A 21,197-nucleotide genomic window follows, 5' to 3' on the forward strand; every position below is an offset into this window, starting at 1 on the left:
CTCAGTCGTCGTGCCCCAGCCGATAGGCGAGCGGCCGCAACGGTCTCGCGCCGGCCATTGCGATGCGGTGCAGGCGACCCACGTGCAGGATGCCCGATACCATCGGCTGCCGGTCCGGCAACAAATCGGCCATGTAGGACGTTTCATGCGCCTGGCTGTCGAATAGCGCGAGCTCCGGCCATCGCTGGTCCAGTGCCTGCAGCAGGTGCCACTCGTTGAGCTTGCCCGGGCTGCTCGTCGCAAACGCAGGGTCCCACCCGGTCTTGAATCCGCTCAGTCCGCCGCCCAGGTGGAGGTTGCTGCTGCTCGCTACCACCTGGTCGCCGCACAGCGTTTCCACGAACACCATGCCGCCACTGCTGGCCAGTCGCGGCACCAGTTCAAGAAAGAACGTGCGCTCGCCCTCCGAGGCCAACATCGAGCTTCCTCGCTCGCCCTTCCAGCCTGCATCTTCCAGCGTCAGGTGCCGCATCGCCGCGGCCGCGTCCGCCTCCGCGCCCTGCAGGATGCGCAGGCTGACGTCGCCGCGTTCCTGCAAGCGACGCAGTCGCCGGCGCAGGTCCTTGGCGGTGGCGGCACGGACGCGCGCCGCCGCTGGCACGTCGTCGGGGTGGCGCCGCAGCACGGGCCGCTGCGAGAGCGCGGTCTGCGACCATGCGAGGTCCGCCTGGTCGCGCAACGCGGCCCACAGTTCGCCGTCGCCGGCGACGTTGTGCCAGACGATCGCGCGGTCGCGCAGGGTGCCCTCGCGCATGCGTGCAGCGATGGCGCCCGCGACCTCGATGGCCTCGCCAGGCAGGTGCAGCACACCGGACTGGAAGGCGTGCTGGTGCCGGTAGGCACGCCAGTGCGGCACCGGCACGAACAGGTTGGGCGCGCGGCGCTGCAGACAGGTGAGACCGAGCAGGGCATCGTCGCGCTCCACCGTGAGGACGACCGGTGGCGCATCGGGAGTCAGCCAGCGCGCGGCGGCGAGCACGAAGCCCGGATGCAGGAACGGCACCGATGCAGCGGAAGACTTCGCCAGTCTTTCCCACGCGCGCAGATCGTCGTTGGACAGGTCATCCAGCGGGCGCAAGCGCGTGCGCAAGCTCACGGCACGATCTCCTCGCCGCGCCGACGACGGTAGAGGTCGACGATGCGCGCACGCCAGCCGACCCGGTCCACCGACAGCCAGCCCATGCGGCCTTCGGCCATCGCCAGCGCCCGCTTGTAATCGACGTGGCCGGCCATCAGCTCGTAACGGTCGAAGCCGTTGCCGAGGAATTCGTTGATGGCGCTGGCGAGCAGCAGCAGGCCTGGACTACCGGCCTGGCCCACCTGCCGGTAGTCGATACCGGCCTGGTAGAAGCAGCTCGTGCCGCGCCAGACCAGGTGGTAGAGATAGCCCACGGTCGCCTCGCCGGCCTCGAGCCGCATCAGGTGCACGCCGGCGTCCGAGGTGGAGGCGGCGATCAGTGCGCGGTGGAACGCGATGACGCGCGGATCGCCGAAGGCACCCTGGTCGCCGGTGTCTTCATCCCAATGCGCCTGGTGCAGTCGCGCGAGCTCATCGAAGAAGGCGAGCCGGTCCTGCAGCGTCACCGCCGTGCTGCAGGCGAGCGGGCCGAACTGGTCGGCCAGTTTGCGTGCGGTGCGGCGCAGGCGCGCACGCGTGCTGCTGCCGGGCACCGTGCTCACGTAATCCTGCTGGGTCAGCCGCAGGCTCGCCAGGTCCACGTAGGGCGTAGGCCGCGCCATCATCTGCAGGCGCAGCTGCGGCGAACGAAGGCGTTCCAGCGGAATGCCATCCATGTCCAGGCCCGGAAGGTACAGGGTCAGCCAGTGCCGTTCGCGGTGCTCGAAGTGCGCCACGCATGCGGCGAGCACGTCATGCTCGCAGCCATCGAGCGAGAGCACGCCGTTGAATTCGACGGTGATGCTGTCGGCGACGCGTTCGCCCACCTGGTGCAGGCGGACATGCTTGAGGCCGAGCGCGAACCACCGGCGTTGCTCGACCACGATGCCCATGCCGACGCATTCGCCGTCCAACCACACGGACATCAGACGCGCACGCGGCAAGGGGCACAGCGTGCGCAGCCAGGTGCCTATCCAGATCCAACTCAGGAAGAAACTGCCGCGACTGCGCACTTCAAGCGCACGCCAGCGGGTTTCCAGCACATCCATGTCCGGCAGCCGCTCGACGCGCACGTCGTAACGTGCGGTCGGCGCGCCGTCATCAACCGAACGTCGCATCCAGCCCTTTCTCCACGCCGGTTCGCGGCGTCCAGCCCAGCTCCGAACGCGCGGCGGTGGTGTCGAAGTTGGCGAGCGGGCGCAGCGAGCGCACGCGGTAGCGCGTCAGCGGAACGTCGCGGCGCAGGACCTTGCCCAGTTGCTCCACGCCGAAGCCGAGCAGCATGAACGTCCAGCGCGGAACGCGCACCACCTTCACTTCGCTGCCGAGCTTGCGGCGGCAACGCGCCAAATAATCCTGCTGGGTCACCGGCGAGGTGTCCACCACGTTGAACACGCGCTGCGTCGGCAGTGGTGCTTCTGCCGCGCAGATCAGCGCATCCACCACGTCGTCCACGTAGACCAGCGGCAGCGCCACCGCGCCATTGCCGACGGCGACCCAGCGGCCGGCGAGGCCGATCACGCCATTCGGCGTGACCTTCTCCGCGCCGGGACCGAAGATCTGGCCGGGCCGCACGATGACGGCGGGCAGGCCGTGCTGCGCGATGGCATCCAGCACCCTGCGTTCGGCCGAGAGCTTGGTCTGGGTGTAGGCGCCGCGCCATTCCGGATGCGGTTCCAGCGGCGAGGATTCGGTCATCACCGCGGCCGGATCGCGACCGGCGTGGTCGAACACGCTCATCGAACTGACGTAGACCAGGCGCGCGGTCGATTCGGCCACGCACGCCTCGATCATGTTGCGCGTGCCCCAGACGGTGCCCGCCTCGAAATCGCGCGGGCCGCCGCGCATCGCCGCGCCCACGTGATAGACCAGCGGCACGCCGCGTACCGCATGGCGGACGATGCGTGGATCGCCCAGGTCGCCCACGACCGTCTGGACGCCGGCATCGGCGCTATAGGCCGCCACGGGCCTGCGCACCAGCACGCGCACGGTCTTGCCCTGTTCGCGCAGGCGCGCCACCACGCGCTTGCCGAGGAAGCCCGCGGCACCGGTCACCAGGGCGTCGGCGGGCGGCAGGTCGACGTAGCGCGATTCCAGCAGCGCGATACGTTCGGCATCCGGCGCGGCGCAAGCCGGCTCCAGCAAGCGCGCGATGCGCAGTGCGTCGTCACCGGTGAAGGGCGGTGTGGCGTTGTCACGGGCGGCGCGCGCGAATTCGACGGCGCCGCGGCGGATGCCCGGAGACGGCTTGAGCATGCCCGTGGCGAAACGCACCACGTTCCACGGTACCCGGAAGACATCCTTGACCGCGCTGAAGAGCGCGTTGGCGACGATGCCGATGAACTTCGGTCCCGGCAGGACGCGGTGGATGCGGCAGGTCTGCAGGAAGCGGTCGACTTCGATCGTGCCGCGGGTGCCGCGCACGAAGACGCGGTTCTCCATCGGGCGCGCATTCCACGACAGCAGCAGCCGGCCCACGCCATCGCGCGCCTGGACATGTGCCTGCCATTCGTCGAAGTGCAGGTTCGGATCGGTGCCGCGTGCTTGGTAGTCCACGCGCAGGTCCTGCACCGGGCCGAGGAAGGCTTCGATGGTGTAGAGGCCGTGCACGCCGAGGTCGCGGAACGGGTAGGAGCCCTGCGTGACCGAACCCGGCAACGGGCCGCCCGCATAGGGGGGGTACTCCGAATTTCGCACGATCTCCACCGAGACGACGTCGCCAATGCGTCCGTCGCGGACCGCCTGCACGGCCTGCATCAGCACCGGATCGAACAGGTCGGAGTGGTTGACGCCCAACTGTACTTTGCGCGTGCGCGCGGCGGCGATCATGGCTTCGCAATCGGCGACCGTGTCGGCCATCGGCTTCTCGACGAGCACGTGGCAACCCATCTCCATCGCCTGCAGCGCGATGGCGGCGTGGAAGGCCGGTGGCGTGAGGACGTACACGGCCTGCGGGAGAAGGTCGGCAAGGTCGTCCAGGCGGGCGGCCACGCGCTTCACGCCGAAACGGTCGGCGAGCGCCTGCGCGGCGGGCAGCTGCGGATCGCAGATGCCGACCACGTCGACGAAGTCCAGTTGCTTGAGCGCGGCCAGGTGATGGGTGGCGACGTAGCCGGCGCCGACGAGGGCGACGCGGAGGCGGGTGGAAGCGGGTTGGGTCATGGGGAAAGGGTCATCATGGAATAGGGTGTCATCGGCCATCGAGCGCGCGCGCGACCGTGGCTAGCACGTCGTCGACGCGGCGGTCCCAGGTCTGTGCGGCGACGGCGGCCACGCGGGCCTCGGCGGCGGCGGCGCTGTCGTCGGCCAGGGCCTGATCGAGCGCAGCGAGGAAGCCCTCGCGATCTTCGGCGATGCGGACCCACTGCGCGAACTTCGCGATCTCGGGGTTGTATGTGCTCACCACCGGTTTGCCGGTGGCCAGGTATTCGCGCAGCTTCAACGGATTGGCGTTGGCGACCTGGCGGTTCATCCGGTACGGGATGATCGCGGCGTCGAAGGCCTTCGCCCACGTCGGTAGCGTGGCATAGGGTTGCGGCCCGGCGAGCCGCACGTTCGGCAGCGCGCGCAGCGCCGATACGTCGGCTGCCGCGTGGCCCACCAGCAGGAAGCTCCATTGCGGCCTTGCTTGCGCCAGCCAGGCGATCAGTTCGATGTCGATCCATTCGTGCAGCGAACCGATGTAGCCGATCACCGGACCGCTCAACCCGCGCGCGCCCTCGGCGATCGGGGTTTCCGGCGCGCGCGCCGTCAGGAACAGGTCCAGGTCCACGCCGTGCGGCGCATAGGTGGTGGTCGGGTTGATCGCCTGCTTGATGGGCAGCAACGCGGGCGGCGCGACGAACAACTGGTCGGCTTCACGGCTCAGTGCCTCGTCGCGGCGACCGATCAGGTCGGCGTCCACGCCAGGATGCGCGGCATAGTCGTCGATGCAGTAGTACACGCAGAAATCCTCGCCCAGCCGATGGGCGAGGAACCCCGGGTGCGGTACCACGAACCAGGAGAGGTAGCGGTCGATGCCGGTCTTGCGGACCGCACGGCGCACGGCCCAACGGCTGAACACGCGATTGAAGGCGTCGACGCCGGGAATGCGGCGGAACGGCAGCTGCGGGACCGTGCAGTGCCACAAGCCCTCGCGCACCTGCACGGGCGGCTTGAGCGCGGCCGTCAGCTTGCGCCATGCGCGCTTGAGGTCGCGTCCCGAGGTGGTGGGTGCGCGCATGCCGGGCGAATCCACGTAGAGCACGGGCATCCGTTGCGCCAGGCGGGTCGCGACGTGGTGGCTGCTGGTACGGTTCTCCGCGTTCCAGTCGTTGCCGAAGTACACCACGCCCCGCCCCCGCAGGGCGGCCGAGGGGTCACTCATCGCGCCACCAGGCGATCAGCCAGGCGGTGCCGCCATGGTGGATCCAGGTTTTCTGCAGGCCGGGGATGGCCTCCACGTGCGGTCCCACACGGCCGCAGGCCGGCGCGAAGAACGTCACCAGGCCGCAACGGCCCAGGTGGCGCATGCGGGCGATGGTCGCGGCGGGGTCGCTGAGGTAATAGAGCACTTCGCAGGCGGTGACCAGGTCGAAGCGATGGCGTTCTTCGCCCCACGGTTGCTGGAACAGGTCGGCGGCGGCGAAGTGGGCCTGGGGCAAGCGAACGCGCGCGCGCTCGATCGCGGCGGGGCTGACGTCGAGCCCGTATTGTTCGTCGCTGAGCTTGGCCAGGTACTGCGTCTGGTGGCCTTCACCGCAGCCGATCTCCAGCACGGAGCCGACGCGGCCGAACGCCTGCTCGATCACCCGGTTGGTCGCCTCGAAGCGCGCACGCTCCATCGGCGACTCCATGTTCCAGGGGTCCGGCATGCGATACGCCAGTTCCAGGCGTGCGTGGTTGTCGTTGCCGCCCACGCCACGCAGGGCGTACTTCATCCACAGGCGGCGCTGGGCCTTCCTCAGCAGTTTGGCGGTATCGCTCCACATGTCCCTGTCTCCTTCGCCGTCGTCGTTCAACCGCACGTGGCCGCGCCGTGCGGGCCTTCGCTCGCCTGGTGCGCAGAGTCCCGGCCTACCTCGAGCGGCTGCGCGGGCGCGCTGTACCAGCCAGTGACCTTGCCACACTCGAAATCGACCCAGGACGGCCCGTATTGCCAGCGCGCGGCGTGTTCGGTGGTCGGCTCGCCCAGGATCCGTCGCGCCTGGTCGAGGTCCATGCCCAGTTCGAGCTGCTTCGGCGAACGCGGCTGCCACGCGGCGGACGCGCTGTCGCCGGGGGCGCCTGGATCCAGGGTTGGAATCGAGGTGCGGTTCGCACCCAGCCAGTAGAGCAGGGCTGCCAGCAAGGCGCCAAGCAACAGGTATCGGCGGCGCGAACGCGGCGGTTCGAAGCCATCGTCTTCCACCGGCATCGCGGGCGCTATCCGCTCCAGGCGCGGCGCCTGCGGACGCTGCGGCGTGGTTGGGGCGCCCGGCAGGCGGCCGTGCACGCGGTGGAATTCCATCGCCGATTCGTACAGGCGATTCAGTCGCTGCAGGCGCGGCAGGTCGGCAGCCTGGCCCTGCGTGTCGGGGTGGAGCAAGGCCACGCGCCGACGATAGGCCTGCTTGAAGGCGGCCATGCCGCATTCGGCATTCAGCCCCAACTCTTCGTACATGCTGACGAAGTCGGTATCGTCCGACATCAGTACCGCGCCCCTGTATCGCTGCTCACGCCGTAGCGGCGCATGATTTCTGCTTTCCCCATTCATACGTGATCCGGGGGGCGATCCGGCCAGCCCGTGGACTGGCCGCTGAGAGGTGCTTTCTGCGTATTCAGGAGCACAGGCAAGGTTGCCGAAACTGCGGAAGATGATGACCAGGGGATCATCGATAAGCGTGGCCGCGCGCGTCGGGCGCCGGCAGTTGCTGGCCCGATGGTGCCATCGGCTGGGCGCGCTGCCGTTCCTGCAGCGGGTGCGGCCGAAGGCGCACGGCGAGCTGCGCGTGCTGGCCTACCACCGGGTACTGGAATCGCAGGACCCGCAGGGCTTCAGCTTCGATCCGGAGCTCATCAGCGCGTCGGCGGAGGATTTCCGCCAGCAGATGCAGCACCTGAAGACGCATTTCGTGCCCATGCGCTTCGATCAGGTCGTCGACCTGATCGAGCAGGGCAAGCCGCTGCCCGAAGGCGCAGCGCTGGTGACCTTCGACGACGGCTACGACGACAACTACCGCATCGCCTTCCCGATCCTGCGCGAGCTGGGCATGTCGGCGATGTTCTTCGTATCCACCGGCCACATCGATTCGGGCCGGCCTTACGCCTACGACTGGCTGGTCCACATGCTGTGCTCGGCGCCGGCCGGCACCCGCGTGCACGTGCCTGAGCTGGACGTGGACTGGACGGTCGAAGCAGACCTGCCCGACCGCCGCCGCCAGGCCGCCGACCTGCTGTACCGCGTGAAGCTGCTGGATGACGACGGCCAGGCGGCGCTCGTCGCGCGCCTGGAATCGGACTGGGGCATCCCGCGTGCGGCCGGGCACCCGGACTGCAAGCCCATGACCTGGGACCAACTGCGCGAAATGCAGCGCGGTGGCATGGAGATCGGCTCGCATGGCGTGGACCACCGCATGCTGGCCAAGCTGCCGCTGGAACGGATGGTGGCCGAGGTGCAGGGCTCCAAGGACGCGCTGGAGCGCGAGCTGGGCGTACCCGTGCAGGTCATCTCCTATCCGGTGGGTGGCCCGGATGCGTTCAACCACGACACCGTCGAAGCCGTGCGTTCGGCCGGGTTCCGCCTGGCCTGCAGCTACGTGGCCGGCATCGGTCGGCTCGGGCCGCGCACCCAGTTCTCGCTTCCCCGGCTTCCGGTGGAGCGCCACATGGACATGCCATGGTTCAAGGCCATGATGGCGATGCCGGAATTGTTTACCTACGCCTCGCGATTGCGCACAGGCTGAGGCACGGGAGCGACAGGGGATCATGTTCTTTTTCATGTTGTTGTACCTCGTCCTGGTGCTGATCAGGCCCCAGGACTACCCGGCGGTGGCCGAATCACCGGGTCCGCCGATGCAGTCGATCGCGCTGGTGCTGGCGGCCGGGCTGTTCCTGTTCTCGCAGCGCAAGTCGTTCAATCAGCCGCAATTCCTGCTGATCCCGATCTTCCTGTTCATCGCCATGGTGTCCAAGGTGGTGAACGGCTGGGCGGGCGGCGCGCTGTTCGTCTTCTTCGTCTTCGCGCCGGTACTGCTGGCCTACGTACTGCTGGCCAACACGGTGGACACGCGTGCGCGCATGCAGGCGGTCATGGGCGTGTTCGTCATCTGCGCTTCGGTGCTGGCGGTGCACGGTATCGACCAGGCCAGCACCGGCATCGGCTGGACCGGCGTCGAGCTCTCGCAGGGCACGCGCATCCAGTACGTGGGCATCTTCAACGACCCCAACGACCTGGGCCTGCTGTTCGTGATGTGCCTGCCGATGGCGTTCTACCTGAGTACGCGCGGCGGCTGGCTGGGCCTGAAGCGGCTGTTCTGGTGGACCGCGATCGTGTTGCTGGTGTGGGGCTGCTACCTGACCAACTCGCGCGGCACGCTGCTGGCTTTGGTCGCCATGCTGGGCGTATACGTCTGGCGCACGCGTGGCATGTTCTGGGCGGCCCTGCTGGGCGCAGGCGCGCTGGGCGGACTGATGATGCTGCCCTCGCGCATGCAGGAAATGGACGTCTCCGAGGCTTCGGCGATGGGCCGCGTGGAATCCTGGTACGAAGGCATCCAGATGTTCATCGGCAGCCCGGTGTTCGGCATCGGCGCGGGCGGCTATTCGGACCTGCATGAACTGACCGCGCACAACTCGTTCGTGCTGGTGCTGGCCGAGACCGGCATCGTCGGCTTCACCGTCTGGCTGGCGATCGTCGGGTACTGCTTCCGGATGATGATGGCCATCGTCAACCGCAACGACGACATCATCGACGACGTGCCGATGGACGTGCCCGACGAGGTGGCGCTGAAAGAGTGGCGCACCGATAAGGCCTTGACTCTGTGCATGCTGATCTCGCTGGTCGGCTTCTTCACGGCGGCATTCTTCCTGAGCCGCAGCTACGTGGTGATCCTGTACCTGCTGGTGGCGATGGTCGTCGGCCACTACACCCGCATGCGCAATACCTATCCCAGTCTTCCGGTCTTCTCCCTGGAGAAGGACATCATCCGTTGGCCCGCCTACGCCGTAATCGGCGTTATCGGTCTTTATGTGACCGTCAAGGTCCTGTTGGCGATGGCATGAACGAGCGCTCGCGCACACTCAGCAATACCCTGTTCTCCTCGGTGGGCATGTACACCGAGTACGTGCTCGGCATGCTCACGTCCATCATCATCGCCCGTCACCTGGGCCCGGACGGATTCGGTACCTACAGCTTGGTCATCTGGCTGGTCGCGATGGGCGTGGCGACGACCAATTCGGGCACGGCCAGCGCGGCGATCAAGTTTGTCGCCGAACTGCGGGGCGCGGGGCACTTGGAGCAGATCCCCTACGTCCTGAGCTACCTGCGGAAAGCGCAGCGGGTGTTCATGCTGTTCGTGCTGTTGGCGGGCGCCGCGTTGTTCATCTTCGCCGGCGACCATGTCGCCCCGGGCATGAACCACACGCTGCTGCTCGGCTTCCTGATCGTGGGCGTGGCGCTGCGTTCGTCGTACATGTTCAACATCGGCGTGGCGAAGGGATTCGAGAACTTCCGCGCGACGGCGATCGTGGCGCTTGTCTCGACGCCGATCAATCTGTTGCTGGTGATCGCGGCATGGCAGTTGGACGCCCCCGTCGAGTGGCTGCTGGCGGTGTTCTCGTTGTCGGGCATCGTCTTCTATGTCATGTCGCTGCGGCAGATCCGCCCGTTGCTGCCGCCGCGCCAGCCCGGCGTGGTGTTGCCGCCGGCGCTGCGCGCCCGGATCAGCCACCACATGCGCTGGACCGCGCTGACCGTGTCGGTCAGCTTCCTCGTGGCCAGCGAGGTGGAGGTGATGTTCCTCAACCTGTACGCGGACAGCCACGATGCCGGCCAGTTCAAGGTGGCCTACCAGCTCGCGGTGGGCGCGGCGGCCCTGGTGCCGGGCGTGTTCGGCGCGCTGCTGCTGCCGATGATGGCCAATGCCCTGAGCCAGGGCCGTGAGGTCGCGGCGCGGCGCTTCGTCGGCACCACGCATTACCTGTCGCTGCTGGCCGTGCCGCTGATGGCGTTCGGCCTCGTGTTCGGCGATGACGTCATCCATCTGTTGTACGGGCGCGAGTACTGGGCGGCCGGACCGCTGTTCTCCGCATGCCTGTTCGCCACCTGCATGACGACGATGGCGCAAGGCGCGTCCAGCCTGCTGGTCAGTGCGGACAGGCAGCGCAGCATCCTGGTGCTCGCGATCACCAGCGGCACGCTCAAGCTGACGCTGGCCGCCGTGCTGATCGCGCATTACGCGCTGGTAGGTGCCGTGGCCGCGTACCTGACCGTGGCGGCGGTGAACGCCACGCTGTACATCTCCCTCGCGATCAAGGTGAGCCATGCGCGGCCGGCCTGGGGTGCGCTGGGGCGCGTGCTGCTGGCAGGCGCGCTGGCCGCGGCGCTGGCATGGCCGTTGCGTGGGCACCTGGTGCCATGGGCGGCGGTGCTGCTGGGCGGCGTGCTGCTGGTGCTTTCGTATGCATTGTTCACGCTGCTGTTGCGCTGCTGGACGCGCGACGACATCGAACATCTCCAGCAACTGCACCGGCGATTCGCCGCGGGTCGCCCGCGCGCCGGTGCGCGGCTGCTGGCCTGGGCGCACGATCGAGCAGGGGAGGGGATCTCATGACAGGTCTTTACGAACCGCTTTTCCGCCATGTGCTGTTCCCGGCCTATGAGTCGGGCCTGCGCGGACGCAAGACGCTGTCCTACTTGCGCGAGTACGAGCGCCAGCAATGGCTGGAGCCCGAGCAGATCGACGCGCTCCAGTGGCAGAAGCTGCAGCAGCTGATCCGTCACTGTTGGGACCAGGTGCCCTATTACCGGGAAACGTGGAGCGCGCTGGGTATCTCGGCGCCGGATGACATCCGCGACCTCGCGCACTTCGCCCGCCTGCCGGTACTCGACAAGCCAACGATCCGTGCCAACTTCGATCGTCTCATCGCCGATCCGTACAGGCAGGACCTGCTCTACAAGACCACCGGCGGTTCGACCGGCGAGCCGCTGAAGTTCGGGTACACGCGCGAGAGCTACGAGCGTCGCGTCGCGGTCATGTGGCGCGGCTACGGTTGGGCGGGTGCGCGCCTGGGCCAACGCACGTTGTACCTGTGGGGTACGCCTATCGGCGCACAGAAGCGCAAGGACCGGCTCTACCACAGCGCCTTCAACCGCTGCATGCTGAATGCGTTCGAGATGGACCGCGCGCGCATGGCCGAGTACGCCGACGCGATCGATCGCTTCCGTCCGGAGACCATCGTGTCCTATGTCGCGCCGATCGTGGAAATGGCGGATTGGCTGATCGCCAGTGGTCGACGCGTGCACGCGCCGGTACGCATCCTGGGCGCGGCGGAGGCGTTGCACGCATCGCAGAAGCAACGCATCGAGCAGGCCTTCGGTGCGCCGGCCTACAACACCTATGGCTGCCGCGAGTTCATGCTGATCGCGGCGGAGTGCGAGCATCGAGACGGTCTGCACGTGAACGCCGACCACCTGGTGGTGGAGCTGGGCCACGGCGACGGCGCCGTCGCGGACGGTCCGCGTGAGCTGGTCGTGAGCGACTTGCACAATTACGGCATGCCGCTGTTGCGCTACGTCAACGGCGACCTGGCCACGCCGGGCCACGGGCGCTGTGCCTGCGGGCGCGGATTGCCGCGGCTGGCCAGCGTGGATGGGCGCAAGCTGGACGCGCTGCGCACGCCGGATGGGCGGTTCGTGCCGGGCGAGTACATCGTCTACGCCTTCCTGGCCGCGACCGGCGTGCGTCGTTACCAGGTGGTGCAGAAGCAGTTGGATGCCTTCGAGATCCTGATCGTGCGCGACGAAGGCTTCGATCCGTCGGTGATCGAACTCGTGCGGCGCGAACTGGTCAAGGTAGTGGGCGACAGCGTTGCCCTGGATTTCCGCTTCACGGACGAAATTCCGCTGACGCCGACCGGCAAGCAGCGTGTCACCGTGTCTGAACTAAGGGGTTAGGGCTAGCGTGGAGATCGTGCATTTCGTCGAGAACCTGGATCGTGGTGGCCTGGAGCGCACCGTGGTGGACCTGATCGCCAGTCAGCGCGAAGCGGGGCACCAGTGCCGGGTGATCTGCCTCTTCAAATTGGGCTTGCTGGCCAAGGAGTTGCTCGCCAGCGGCGTGCGCGTGGATGCTTGCGGCAAGCGGCCCGGGATGGATCTGCATGCGCTGCGGCGCGCCCGCGCGCTGATCCGGCAGTCACCGGGCGCCGTGCTCCACACCCATAACGCGATGGCGCACTACTACGCCGTCATCGCATCGTTGGGCCTGCCTTTGAAGTGCCGCATCAACACGCGCCACGGCATGGGTGGGCGGGTGCGCAGTGGACGCCAGGAATGGCTGTACCGCCTGAGCATGCGTTTCACCGACTACGCCGTCGCTGTTTGCGAAGCGGCGCGCGAGCGCTTCGCGGCCGAGGGCGTTCGACCGCGGCGTGGCCTGCTGTCGGTGCCGAACGGGATCCGTCTGGAGCGATTCAAGCCCGCCGACACGGCGGGGCGCCAGGCGCTGGCCACTGAGCTGGGGTGGCCGGTTGGCAGCCGCGTCATCGGCACCGTCGGACGGCTTCAGCCGGTGAAGGACCACGCGCTGCTGTTGCGCGCGTTCGCCAAGGTCCGCATGCAGGTGCCGGAAGCGGTGCTCGCCATCGTCGGCGACGGACCGCTGCGCGGTGCGCTGGAAGCGCAGGCCGAGCAGGCGGGGCTGTCGGATGCGGTCCGGTTCCTGGGCGACCGCCACGATGTGCCTCGGCTGTTGACGGGCATGGACGTGTTCGCGCTCTCGTCGGCCAGCGAAGGCTATTCGATCGCGCTGCTGGAGGCGTGCGCGGCCGGATTGCCGATCGTGGCCACCGATGTGGGCGGCAACCGCGAGATCGTCCGCGACGGCGTCAATGGCCGGCTTGTGCCGGCCGCCGACGTGGCCGCCCTCGCGACGGCGCTGATCGCGCTGCTGCGCGGAGGCGACGAGGCGGGCAGGATGGGGCGCGCGGGCCAGGCCTGGGCGCAGGCCGAGGCCTCGTTCCGGACCATGGCGGAGCGGTACCATGGCCTCTACGATTCGCAGGATTGCGATTCGTGCACCATGGCCGTACAGGGACGCCTGTCGTGAGCCGTCCTTCTCCCCCCAGCGCATCACCATGAATCCACGTCCGCGACGACTCAAACTGCTGCGCTTCCTGCCCAATGGCTGGCTGGCGACGGCGGGCCCTGCGCGGGACGGACGCACGCTGTACCTGACCTTCGACGACGGTCCGCACCCGGAGTTCACGCCCGAGCTGCTGGACCTGCTGGCCGAGCACGATGCCAAGGCCAGCTTCTTCCTCATCGGGCGCGAGGCGGAGCGCCATTCCGACCTGGCCCGTAGGATTGCCGCCGAAGGCCACACGCTGGGGAACCACTCTTACTCGCATCCGATCTTCGATTCGCTGACGCTCGCGCAGCAACTCGAAGAGATCGATCGCACCGAGCGCGTGCTTCAAGGCATCGATGGCCGCGTTCGGCACGCGTTCCGCCCCCCGCGCGGCGTGCTGACGTTGCCCATGCTGGCGAAGCTCGCCAGCCGCAGGCATCGGATCGACTACTGGTCCTACGACAGCCTCGACTACAGCCGGCGGCCCGTCCCGGACCTGCTCGAAACGATCCAACGGCACCCGCCTCGCGCGGGGGACATCGTGCTGATGCACGACGACAGCGCGCATTCGCTGGCACTGCTGCGCCAACTGATCCCTGCCTGGAAGGCGCAAGGATTCGAACTGCGCGCGCTACCGCATCTCCACTGATCCCCGATGGCCGGTGTGCCGCCGTTGCCGCGTTTTCGATGGTGACGAAGGCGTGAGCGCACGCTGGAAAACCAAGGGGGACGCTTGAACATCCTGGTCTGGCTGGCGGTTCCGGTCGCGATTCTCGCGGTGGCCGCATTGGCCGTGTGGAAGCTGTTGCGTTCGCGCAACATGGAGATCTGGATCGGCAGCTACCTTCGCCGGCCGCGCGTGCCTGCGTCGGCGGGTCCTGTGCACGTGATGTTCTGCTTCGTCGACCACTTCGAGCCGATGTGGCATGGCGCCGACGAAGCCAAGCAGCGCGAGCGCGTCGATCGTTGGTGCCGAGACTACCGCACGCTGGCCGGTCGTCACCGCGACGCCGATGGGCGGCCGCCGCAGCACAGCTTCTTCTATCCCGAGGAAGAGTACGTTCCCGAGTATCTCGACAAGCTGTCGGCCCTGTGCAGCGATGGTTATGGCGAGATCGAGGTGCACCTGCACCACGACAACGACACCGAAGCGAACTTCAACGAAGGCATGGCCCGGTTCTGCCGCGTGCTGCACGAGCGACACGGCGCGCTGCCCCGCGACCCCGCTACCGGAGAACTGCGTTTCGGCTTCATCCACGGCAACTGGTGCCTGGACAATTCGCGTCCCGATGGACGGTGGTGCGGGCTGGACAACGAACTGATCCTGCTCCGCGACCTGGGCTGCTACGCCGATTTCACCCTGCCGTCGGCGCCGAGCGACACGCAGACGCGCACGATCAACAGCATCTACTACGCGACCGACGACGCGCATGCGCCCAAGTCGCACGACACCGGCGTGCCGGTGCGCGTCGGCGGCCAGGCCACCGGCGACCTGATGCTCATCCAGGGTCCGCTGGGCCTGAACTGGAAGGATCGCCGCATGGGCCTGGTGCCGCGCATCGAGAATGCCGACGTGCGCAAGGGACAGCCGCCTACGCCCGAACGCGTCGATGCCTGGATTGAGGCCGGTGTCCATGTCGAGGGCAAGCCGGAGTGGGTCTTCGTGAAGATCCATACCCACGGCACCCAGGAAGGCGATATCGACACCTTGCTGGGACCGCCGGTGGATGCGATGCACGACTACCTGGAGTCCGCCTACAACGACGGCCAGAAGTACGTGCTGCACTATGTCAGCGCGCGCGAGGCATACAACATCGTGAAGGCCGCCGAAGCCGGCATGCAAGGCAATCCCGGCGACTACCGCGACTACCACCTGCCGCCGCCGCGCGCATCGTGGGCCGGCGGTCGACAGGCGCAGGCGGCGGCATGAACGCCGCGGCGCCCGCGACGGACATCCGCATCCCGCTCGTCAGCGTGGTGATGCCGGTATACAACGCGGAAGCGACCATGGAGCGTTCGATCGAGTCGGTGCTCACGCAGAGCCATCGCGAGGTCGAACTGATCCTGGTCAACGATGGCTCGCGCGATGGCTCGGCCGCGATCATGGATGCCTACGCCAAGCGCGACGCCCGCGTGGTGGCCGTGCACCAGGCCAATGGCGGCGTCGCCGCGGCACGCAACCGCGGCTTGCAGGAGGCAACGGGCACCCATGTCGCCTTCCTGGACAGCGACGATTGGTGGGACCCGGACAAGCTCGCGCTGCAACTCGCGCACATGGCCCGCACCGGCGCCCGCGTCTGCTACACCGCCTATCAGCGGGTGGCCGAGGATGGCCGCGCGCTCACGATGGTGGTGCCGCCGGAGCGCGTCGACTATGCGGGCATGCTCTACAGCAACCGGATCGGCAACCTCACGGGCATCTACGTGCGCTCGCTCGGCGAGGTGGCCTTCCAGAAGATGGGGCACGAAGACTACGTGTTCTGGCTGGACCGGGTGCGCCGTGCCGGCCACGCCGAGCGCGTGCCGGAGGCGCGTCCATTGGCGTATTACCTGGTGCGTGGCGGCTCCGTGTCGGCGAACAAGCTGCGCGCGGCCGGGTGGCAATGGCGCATCTATCGCGAGACCGAGCAGCTGAACTGGCCGCGCTCCGCCTGGTGCATGCTGCACTACATGGCGCACGCGCTGCTCAAGCGAAGTCCCGTGTCGAGGCCCGCCTGATCATGGCACCGTCTTCCCCCGTGACGGCCGCCGATTACACGGTAGTGATCCCCGCCTTCAATGCTTCCGCCACGCTGGCGCATGCGCTGGACAGCGTGATGGCGCAGACCTTGCCCGCGCGCGAAGTGGTCGTGGTGGACGATGGATCGCCGGACCGCGCGGAGATCGCCAGGATCGTCGCCGGTTACGGCGGCCGCGTGGTCCTGCTGCAGCAGGAGAATGCTGGCCCTGCGGCCGCGCGCAACGCCGGGGTCCGTGCATCGGGCGGCGCGTGGATCGCGTTCCTGGATGCGGACGACAGTTGGCTGCCGCACAAGATGCAGGTGCAGTTGGCGCTCGCGGGAGAGGAAGATGTCGGCCTGCTGCATGGCGCCGCGCGCCTGGATCGATTGCTGCTGCCGGGAGAGATGGACTTCGATCTGCTGTGGCGAGCGAACCGCATCTGCACGTCGATGACGGTCGTGCGCAGGAGTGTCTTCGAACGCTTGGGCGGCTTCTTCGAGGCGCCGGAGCTGATCGGTGCCGAGGACTACAACCTGTGGCTGCGTATCGCGCACGCGGGCTGGCGCGTGCGCGCCTGTGAAGGACTGGTCGGCCACTACACGCCAGCCGAAGGCAGCCTGACGAGCAGGATCGAGCGCTGTGCGCTGGCGGAGATACGCAACGCGCGCGAACTCGGCGAATCGCTGGGGCTGCCGCGTCGCGATATCCGCTGGAAGCTGCGCGCGATCCGCACGGACTTCGCGCGCCACCTGATCCATGCACGCTGCCCCTCGCCGGCACGCCGGCTGCTGGTGCGCGCCTTGTTCGAGCGGCCGACGCTGGAGCGGATCGGCCTGATGTCGGTCAGCTACGTGCCGACACCTTTGCTCGACATGCGTCGCCGCCTGCGCAAGCGCGGGCGGCAGACGCTGTACGGCCTCTGAGGATCAGATCTCGCTCAGCTCCACCACATAACCGGTGGTGCCGCCTTGTACGTCGATGCGGAAACGAGCGCCGTCTTCCACGTACTTGCCGCTGCTGAAGTTGGAGTTGATCGTCGCGTTCGCCGGCTCGAGCACGCGCACGCGCAGGCGGCCGGCCGTCGCTTCACGGCTGTTCACCAGGGTGGGCGCGACCGGTACGTTCACCTGGAACGTCGCGGTGGTGCCGCTGGTGATGCTGAAGGTATCGCGCACGGTGAGGCGACGGTTGGCGAAGTTGAAGTTGCGCTGCCAGTTCGTCACCGCGTCGGCGTTGCAGAACGACGGCGTCAGGTTGGCGTCCGCGGTGAACGCGCCGCCGCTGCCTGGCGTGACCGTCATCGTCGATGCCTTCGTCGTGGATTCGCACTGACGCGCGACGGTGCCGTTGCGCACGAAGCGCACCAGGTTGTGCACGTCCGTACCCTGGTTGATGCCGCTATGGCTCCAGATGTTCGCGGTGACGGCCAGCCAGTCGCCGGAGAACAGGGTGAAGGAGCCCTGGTCCTGGTGGGCGTGGCTCTCGTTGTACGGGCCGGCGACGATCGCCACCCACATCGCGTCGCGCGTCCAGCCGGTACGGGCGAACAAGTGGCCGGCGCCGCGCGCGTGGTAGACCAGATCGGTCGGCACGGTCGCGGTGGTGCCGGCCGGCAGCAGGTCGTAGCGATAGTTGAAGCCAGACCCCATGCGCGCGATCGAGATGTTGTTCAGCCACCAGGTCGCCTGGTTCTGGATCACCGGGTTGGTGTTGACCGAACGCGCTTCCAGCACGAGACGGCGGTGGTAGTCGTACAGGTCCGGAACGGAGCTGCGCGCCTGGTCGCCGATGGGCGCGAAGCGGTCCATCGTCGGCACGGTCGCGTGGATCCAGTACGGGATGCTGTCCGATGCATGGCTACTGGCGTTGGCCAGATCGTAGCCGGTGGCATCGCGCCAGATGCGGTACAGCGAGAACAGGCGCATGTGCGAGGTGCCGTAGCCGGTGCCCTCGCTGCTGCCGCCGCCGGGCAGGCGTGCGAAGTAGGTCTGCATCGCCGCCAGCTTGTTGTCGCGCAGGAAGTTGAACCAGGTGCTGCTGCCGCTGGCCAGCGCCCAGTACATCGTGGCTTCGACGAAGCTGTAGTAGTAGTTGTTGCCGGGATTGGTCACCGACCAGCCCGACCACGGCTGGGCACGGCCGCCCCACTGGGCGCTGTTGTAGTTCCAGACGTTCCACACGGCCTGCTCGGCGTAGGCCGACCAGCGGGTGCGCTGGCTGGAGGTGATGCTGCCTGCGCAAGCGGTCATGGTCGACGCTACGTCGGCGATCATCGGGCCGACTTCCAGATAGGAGTCGCCGGCGACGGCGGGGCGGCCACCCCCAGCGATCGCCGATTCGGCAGCGGTGACCTGCTCTTCGACCATCTGGATGGCCAGGGTGCAGTACTTGGCTTCGGGCGAGAGCTGGTACATCAGCGCGGCCTCGGCGGCGCTGAAGCCGTAACCGCGGCTGCCGGCGACGGCCGAATCCACCCAACCCTTGAAGCGGGTGTAGGCGGCGGAGCTCTTGTCCACGGCAGGCACCGGCAGGGGCAGGTTGACCACGCGCGGGCGGGAGGAGTTGGAGCTGACCCGCCCACCGCTGCTCAGCACGGGGCTGGAGTCGGTACCGGTGGAGGGGGTGCTGCTGCCCAGGCTGCCGACCGATGGGGTCACGGCAACGCGTTCGCGTGCGCGGCGCGCCGCCTTGGCGGAAGAGGTGGTGCGGGTCCAGAAGCGGATGACGTTGTCGCGACCGGCGTCACGCAGGTCGGCAAAGTCGTCCTCGGCCTGGCTCCAGGCGTCGGAGGCGAGGGCCTGGGCGCGCTGGCCGAACAGGCCGCCAGCCGCGCTGGCAGCGGTCAGGGAGGTGAGTGCGGCGGCGCCGAGGAACAGGGCGACGGGGAGCCGGCGGGCGGTGCGGGGGGAAACGGGCGTGCGCGACAAGGGGGTTCTCCTGGCAAGAAAACCGCGCACGAAAGAATTGGAAGACGACAGCCCTGAGGCTGGTGGCTACCCGCTGCAGCGCCCCCTCGCTACATGCGATCCGCGCAACGGCGGGGCGGATCATAACGTGGGGCATTTTCCAAAACGGACGCCCTGGGTCACAGAAACGCGCGCCGGTTCAGCCGGCGGCAGGGGAGTTCACGGGAGTGTGATGGCCTGCCCGGTGCGCTCTGGGGCGCCGGGCAGGTCGGTAAAGGCCCTTATTTTTCGCTCAGTTCGACGGTATAGCCATCCTGGCCGCCGGCCACGTCCACCCGCCATCCCCGTCGGAATTCCTGGGGATCGTCGTCGCTCCAGGCATGCACGCGCAGGGTCGCGTTGGCCGGTTCAAGCACGCGGATGCGCAACCGGCCCGCCACGGCTTCGTTGCCCTGGACCACCGGACGCTCCGGTACGTTGACCTGGAAGATGGCGCGGGTACCCGCTCCCAACCGGAAGTCGTCGCGGACCAGCAGCTTGCGTCCGCCGAAGTCGATACGGCGCTGCCAGGACTGCAGGGCGGGGTTGTCGCGGTACACCGGGGTCAGGTCAGCGAGCGCCGTCACGCCGCCATCCGGGCGGGGAGTGACGGTCACCTTCGAACGGGAGCGGGTGGACTCGCACTGGTGTACGACGGTGTCGCCGCGCGGCGCGGCGCATTGCTGCGCATCGGCGTTTGCCCGTTCGAACCGCACCACGTTGTGCACGGGGGTGCCCTGCTGGATGCCGCTGTGGGTCCAGATGTTTTCGGTCACGGCCAGCCAGTCGCGCGCGAACAGAGTGAAGCCGCCCTGATCCTGGTGGGCATGGCTTTCGTTGTAGGGACCGGCGACGAAGGACATCCACATCGCGTCCTTGCCCCAGTCGCTGCGCGCGAACAGGTGGCCGGCGCCTTCCGCGTAGTAGACCAATGCCTTGGGTGCCTCGTTCGATTCGCCGGCGGCCAGGAGGTCATAGCGCGAATTGAATCCCTGGCTCATCCGCGGCACCGAGATGTTGCGCAACCACCAGGACGAGAGCGCCAGCGCATCGGCGTCCGTGGTCAGCTGGCGCGCTTCCAGCACTAGGCGACGGTGGTAGTCGAACAACTCCGGCACCGAACTGCGCGCCTGGTCGCCGATGGGAGCGAAGCGGTCCAGCGTGGGCACCGTGGCGTGCACCCAGTAGGGGATGCTGTCGCGCGCATGCGTGTTCGCCGCGGCCAGGTCTTCGCCCGTGCTGTCCTTCCACAGGCGGTAGAGACCGAACAGGCGCATTTGCGCGGCGCCGTAACCGGTGCCCTCGCGACTGCCGCCGCCCGGCAGGTCGGCGTAGTAGGCCTTCAACGGCGGCAGGCGCCGCTGCCGCAGTTCTTCCATCCAGGTCGGGCTGCCGCTCACCAGCGCCCAGTACATGGTGGCTTCGATGAAGCTGAAGTAGTAGTTGTTGCCCGGGTTGTCGATCGACCAGCCCGTCCACGCGTGGGTGCGCCCGCCCCATTGCGCGCGCGCCGGGTTCCAGACGTTCCAGACGGCCTGCTCGGCGAGAGCGGACCAGCGCTGTTGCTGGGCGGGAGCGATGTCGGGCCGGCATGCATGCAGCGTCATCGCCAGATCGGCGATCCGGGGTCCGACCTCGAGATAGGAGTCGCCCGCGATGGCCGGACGTCCGCCCGAAGCGATGGCGCTTTCGGCCTCGCTCACTTCTTGCTCGACCATGCGGATGGCCAGCTTGCAATACTTGTCACCGCCGCCCGACAACGCCATCAAGGCGGCGTCGCTGGCAGAGAATGCATAGCCAGGACTGCCGGACACGGCGCTGTCGACCCAGCTGCGGAAGCGGCCGAAGGCGGGCGATCGCCGGTCCACGGATGATAGATCGATTTTCAACTGGTCCACGCCGGTCGCCACGGCCGGGGCCGTGACAGGCGCTGCGGTGGGCGGCGGGGCCGCGACGGCCCGCTCGGCGGACTGTGGCGTGCTTTCGGGCGCATCCGCGGCGCCGCAATGGCCGATCGCGGCGGCCACCAGGGCGAACCCGAGCAGGATCGCGCTGGGAATGCCATGGGTTTTCAGCTTGGAAGGCGAGGCGCGCATGCCGGTGCCC

General features: G+C 68.0%; 17 protein-coding genes. 9 read left to right on the top strand and 8 right to left on the bottom strand.

Annotated features, from left to right (window positions below; genetic code table 11):
- Window position 1: 1 nt before the first annotated feature.
- Genes ACSION_RS07605 through ACSION_RS07630 form a run of 6 tightly spaced genes read right to left on the bottom strand, consistent with a single transcriptional unit; the run spans window position 2 to window position 6,785 of the window.
- A complete protein-coding gene (locus ACSION_RS07605) occupies window positions 2-1,096 on the bottom strand; it encodes a GNAT family N-acetyltransferase (RefSeq protein ID WP_435305517.1) in 1,095 nt (364 codons plus the stop codon).
- Window positions 1,093-2,235, bottom strand: coding sequence for a GNAT family N-acetyltransferase (locus ACSION_RS07610; protein WP_435305518.1), 1,143 nt, complete (start codon window positions 2,233-2,235; stop codon window positions 1,093-1,095). The genes ACSION_RS07605 and ACSION_RS07610 overlap by 4 nt, the downstream gene beginning before the upstream one ends.
- On the bottom strand, window positions 2,219-4,279 hold the full coding sequence (locus ACSION_RS07615; RefSeq protein ID WP_435305519.1) for an NAD-dependent epimerase/dehydratase family protein: 2,061 nt from the start codon (window positions 4,277-4,279) through the stop codon (window positions 2,219-2,221). The genes ACSION_RS07610 and ACSION_RS07615 overlap by 17 nt, the downstream gene beginning before the upstream one ends.
- 28 nt (window positions 4,280-4,307) lie before the next feature.
- A complete protein-coding gene (locus tag ACSION_RS07620) occupies window positions 4,308-5,483 on the bottom strand; it encodes a glycosyltransferase (RefSeq protein WP_435305520.1) in 1,176 nt (391 codons plus the stop codon).
- Window positions 5,476-6,087 carry a class I SAM-dependent methyltransferase gene (locus ACSION_RS07625; RefSeq protein WP_158253501.1) on the bottom strand — a complete coding sequence of 204 codons (612 nt, stop codon included), beginning with the start codon at window positions 6,085-6,087 and terminating at the stop codon, window positions 5,476-5,478. The genes ACSION_RS07620 and ACSION_RS07625 overlap by 8 nt, the downstream gene beginning before the upstream one ends.
- Before the next feature lie 26 nt (window positions 6,088-6,113).
- Window positions 6,114-6,785, bottom strand: a complete 672-nt coding sequence (locus ACSION_RS07630; RefSeq protein WP_435305521.1) for a hypothetical protein — start codon at window positions 6,783-6,785, stop codon at window positions 6,114-6,116.
- 193 nt (window positions 6,786-6,978) lie between these two features.
- Here ACSION_RS07630 and ACSION_RS07635 point away from each other — a divergent pair, with 193 nt between their 5' ends.
- From ACSION_RS07635 to ACSION_RS07675, 9 genes are all read left to right on the top strand, one after another.
- Entirely contained in the window at window positions 6,979-8,040 is a 1,062-nt protein-coding gene (locus tag ACSION_RS07635; protein WP_435305522.1) for a polysaccharide deacetylase family protein, read from the top strand.
- A gap of 22 nt (window positions 8,041-8,062) precedes the next feature.
- Window positions 8,063-9,358: an O-antigen ligase family protein gene (locus ACSION_RS07640; RefSeq protein ID WP_435305523.1), complete on the top strand. Its 1,296-nt coding sequence runs from the start codon at window positions 8,063-8,065 to the stop codon at window positions 9,356-9,358.
- Complete coding sequence (locus ACSION_RS07645) at window positions 9,355-10,908, top strand: oligosaccharide flippase family protein (RefSeq protein ID WP_435305524.1); 1,554 nt, start codon at window positions 9,355-9,357, stop codon at window positions 10,906-10,908. The genes ACSION_RS07640 and ACSION_RS07645 overlap by 4 nt, the downstream gene beginning before the upstream one ends.
- Window positions 10,905-12,251, top strand: a complete 1,347-nt coding sequence (locus ACSION_RS07650; protein ID WP_435305525.1) for a phenylacetate--CoA ligase family protein — start codon at window positions 10,905-10,907, stop codon at window positions 12,249-12,251. Before ACSION_RS07645 ends, ACSION_RS07650 begins: the two co-directional genes overlap by 4 nt.
- Window positions 12,252-12,258: 7 nt before the next feature.
- Window positions 12,259-13,404: a glycosyltransferase gene (locus ACSION_RS07655; RefSeq protein ID WP_435305526.1), complete on the top strand. Its 1,146-nt coding sequence runs from the start codon at window positions 12,259-12,261 to the stop codon at window positions 13,402-13,404.
- Window positions 13,405-13,432: 28 nt separating this feature from the next.
- Window positions 13,433-14,074: a polysaccharide deacetylase family protein gene (locus tag ACSION_RS07660; protein ID WP_435305527.1), complete on the top strand. Its 642-nt coding sequence runs from the start codon at window positions 13,433-13,435 to the stop codon at window positions 14,072-14,074.
- Window positions 14,075-14,158: 84 nt separating this feature from the next.
- Entirely contained in the window at window positions 14,159-15,355 is a 1,197-nt protein-coding gene (locus ACSION_RS07665; protein ID WP_435305528.1) for a hypothetical protein, read from the top strand.
- Window positions 15,352-16,143 carry a glycosyltransferase family 2 protein gene (locus ACSION_RS07670; protein ID WP_435305529.1) on the top strand — a complete coding sequence of 264 codons (792 nt, stop codon included), beginning with the start codon at window positions 15,352-15,354 and terminating at the stop codon, window positions 16,141-16,143. The genes ACSION_RS07665 and ACSION_RS07670 overlap by 4 nt, the downstream gene beginning before the upstream one ends.
- Before the next feature lie 2 nt (window positions 16,144-16,145).
- The gene (locus tag ACSION_RS07675) at window positions 16,146-17,069 is read left to right on the top strand and encodes a glycosyltransferase family 2 protein (protein WP_435305530.1); all 924 of its coding nucleotides are present in this window, start codon (window positions 16,146-16,148) and stop codon (window positions 17,067-17,069) included.
- 3 nt (window positions 17,070-17,072) lie between these two features.
- Here ACSION_RS07675 and ACSION_RS07680 read toward each other — a convergent pair whose 3' ends face one another.
- A complete protein-coding gene (locus ACSION_RS07680; protein WP_435305531.1) occupies window positions 17,073-19,073 on the bottom strand; it encodes a hypothetical protein in 2,001 nt (666 codons plus the stop codon).
- A gap of 260 nt (window positions 19,074-19,333) precedes the next feature.
- On the bottom strand, window positions 19,334-21,187 hold the full coding sequence (locus ACSION_RS07685; protein ID WP_435305532.1) for a hypothetical protein: 1,854 nt from the start codon (window positions 21,185-21,187) through the stop codon (window positions 19,334-19,336).
- Window positions 21,188-21,197 lie beyond the last annotated feature (10 nt).

The organism is Pseudoxanthomonas sp. LjRoot125, assembly GCF_964252705.1.
Taxonomy (GTDB): Bacteria; Pseudomonadota; Gammaproteobacteria; order Xanthomonadales; family Xanthomonadaceae; genus Pseudoxanthomonas_A.